The following is a 3,182-nucleotide window of genomic DNA, read 5'->3' on the forward strand; positions in this document are numbered from 1 at the left end:
GCGTGGGGTTGGTTTGTAGGTTTTGTGTGGCCAAGATGTTGAGGGCACACGGTGGATGCCTGGGCACCAGGAGCCGATGAAGGACGTGGGAGGCTGCGATAAGCCTCGGGGAGCTGCCAACCGAGCGTTGATCCGAGGGTGTCCGAATGGGGGAACCCCGCACCAGTCATGTGGTGTGACCCGCGCCTGAACACATAGGGCGTGTGGAGGGAACGTGGGGAAGTGAAACATCTCAGTACCCACAGGAGAAGAAAACAACCGTGATTCCGTGAGTAGTGGCGAGCGAAAGCGGATGAGGCTAAACCGAGGGCATGTGACAGCCGGCAGGCGTTGTGTCGTCGGGGTCGTGGGACAGTCGTGTCGCTCCTGCCGGGGCGGCGGGGAGTCAGAAAACGTATCTGGTTAGTGGAAGGCCTCTGGAAGGGGTCGCCGTAGAGGGTGAGAGCCCCGTACACGAAAACCGGTCGTCTCCCTGTTTCTGTATCCCAAGTAGCACCGAGCCCGTGGAATTCGGTGTGAATCTGGCGGGACCACCCGCTAAGCCTGAATACTCCCTGGTGACCGATAGCGGACGAGTACCGTGAGGGAAAGGTGAAAAGTACCCCGGGAGGGGAGTGAAATAGTACCTGAAACCGTGTGCCTACAAGCCGTGAGAGCCGTGAAGCCATCTTCGGGTGGGCGGTGATTGCGTGCCTTTTGAAGAATGAGCCTGCGAGTTAGCGGTACGTGGCGAGGTTAACCCGTGTGGGGTAGCCGTAGCGAGAGCGAGTCCGAACAGGGCGTTGACACTTCGGTGTCGATAGTCGCGTGCTCTAGACCCGAAGCCGAGTGATCTACCCATGGCCAGGTTGAAGCGCGGGTAAGACCGCGTGGAGGACCGAACCCACCAGGGTTGAAAACCTGGGGGATGAGCTGTGGGTAGGGGTGAAAGGCCAATCAAACTCGGTGATAGCTGGTTCTCCCCGAAATGCATTTAGGTGCAGCGTCGCGTGTTTCTTGCCGGAGGTAGAGCACTGGATGGCCGATGGGCCCCACAAGGTTACTGACGTCAACCAAACTCCGAATGCCGGTAAGTGAGAGCGCGGCAGTGAGACTGCGGGCGATAAGGTTCGTAGTCGAGAGGGAAACAGCCCAGATCATCGGCTAAGGCCCCTAAGCGTGTGCTAAGTGGAAAAGGATGTGGGATCGCAGTGACAACCAGGAGGTTGGCTTAGAAGCAGCCATCCTTGAAAGAGTGCGTAATAGCTCACTGGTCAAGTGGTTCCGCGCCGACAATGTAGCGGGGCTCAAGCACACCGCCGAAGCCGTGGCACTCCCGCGTGTCCCCGTCGTCGTTCCTCGTGAACGCCGGCCAGGGGTGGGGGTGGGTAGGGGAGCGTCGTGTGGCGGGTGAAGCGGCGGAGGAATCCAGCCGTGGACGCCACGCGAGTGAGAATGCAGGCATGAGTAGCGAGAGGGGAGTGAGAACCTCCCCCGCCGGAAGACCAAGGGTTCCTGGGCCAGGCTAATCCGCCCAGGGTGAGTCGGGACCTAAGGCGAGGCCGACAGGCGTAGTCGATGGACAACGGGTTGATATTCCCGTACCCGCGAAGGAACGCCCATGCCGGACCCAGCGATGCTGACCCACCGAAACCGGTGTCTCGTCTTCGGACGCAGGCGCTGGGAGTAGCTGGGGACCCGGACTGGTAGTAGGCAAGCGATGGGGTGACGCAGGAAGGTAGTCGGGCCGGTGAGTGGTAGTACCGGTGCAAGGGTGTGGCCCGCGCCATAGGTAAATCCGTGGCGCATGCAGGGTGAGGCCTGACGCATAGCCGTGTGCGGCGAATTCGATGATCCTATGCTGCCGAGAAAAGCCTCTAGCGAGTTCCGAGCGGCCCGTACCCCAAACCAACTCAGGTGGTCAGGTAGAGAATACCGAGGCGATCGAGCGAACTGTGGTTAAGGAACTCGGCAAAATGCCCCCGTAACTTCGGGAGAAGGGGGACCCTCGCCCGTGAACACTCTTGCAGTGGGTAGCGGAGGGGGGTCGCAGAGACCAGTGAGAAGCGACTGTTTACTAAAAACACAGGTCCGTGCGAAGTCGTAAGACGATGTATACGGACTGACGCCTGCCCGGTGCTGGAACGTTAAGGGGACGGGTTAGCCGCAAGGCGAAGCTCAGAACTCAAGCGCCAGTAAACGGCGGTGGTAACTATAACCATCCTAAGGTAGCGAAATTCCTTGTCGGGTAAGTTCCGACCTGCACGAATGGCGTAACGACTTCTCAGCTGTCTCAACCACAGGCTCGGCGAAATTGCACTACGAGTAAAGATGCTCGTTACGCGCGGCAGGACGGAAAGACCCCGGGACCTTCACTACAGCTTGATATTGGTGTTCGGTTCGGCTTGTGTAGGATAGGTGGGAGACGAGGAAGCGGGCACGCCAGTGTTCGTGGAGTCGCCGTTGAAATACCACTCTGGTCGAATTGGATGTCTAACCTGGGTCCGTGATCCGGATCAGGAACAGTGTCAGGTGGGTAGTTTAACTGGGGCGGTTGCCTCCCAAAGTGTAACGGAGGCGCCCAAAGGTTCCCTCAGCCTGGTTGGCAATCAGGTGTCGAGTGCAAGTGCACAAGGGAGCTTGACTGTGAGACCGACGGGTCGAGCAGGAGCGAAAGCTGGGACTAGTGACCCGGCACCGGCATGTGGAAGCGGTGTCGCTCAACGGATAAAAGGTACCCCGGGGATAACAGGCTGATCTTCCCCAAGAGTCCATATCGACGGGATGGTTTGGCACCTCGATGTCGGCTCGTCGCATCCTGGGGCTGGAGTAGGTCCCAAGGGTTGGGCTGTTCGCCCATTAAAGCGGTACGCGAGCTGGGTTTAGAACGTCGTGAGACAGTTCGGTCCCTATCCGCCGTGCGCGTAAGAGACTTGAGAAGAGCTGTCCCTAGTACGAGAGGACCGGGACGGACGAACCTCTGGTGTGCCAGTTGTACCGCCAGGTGCACTGCTGGTTGGCTACGTTCGGCAGGGATAACCGCTGAAAGCATCTAAGCGGGAAGCTCGCTTCGAGATGAGGTCTCTCACCCAGTCAATGGGGTAAGGCCCCCGCCCAGACCAGCGGGTTGATAGGCCGGAAGTGGAAGCACCGCGAGGTGTGGAGCTGACCGGTACTAACAGGCCGAGGGCTTGACCACACAC

At 59.4% G+C, this 3,182-nt stretch carries 1 rRNA gene; it reads left to right on the forward strand.

Annotation, left to right across the window (positions count from 1 at the left end):
- The first annotated feature begins 28 nt into the window (after positions 1–28).
- Positions 29–3,178 (forward strand): 23S ribosomal RNA (locus LY71_RS22970).
- Positions 3,179–3,182 lie beyond the last annotated feature (4 nt).

It is taken from the genome of Geodermatophilus tzadiensis, from assembly GCF_003002915.1.
GTDB classification, from domain to species: domain Bacteria; phylum Actinomycetota; class Actinomycetes; order Mycobacteriales; family Geodermatophilaceae; genus Geodermatophilus; species Geodermatophilus tzadiensis.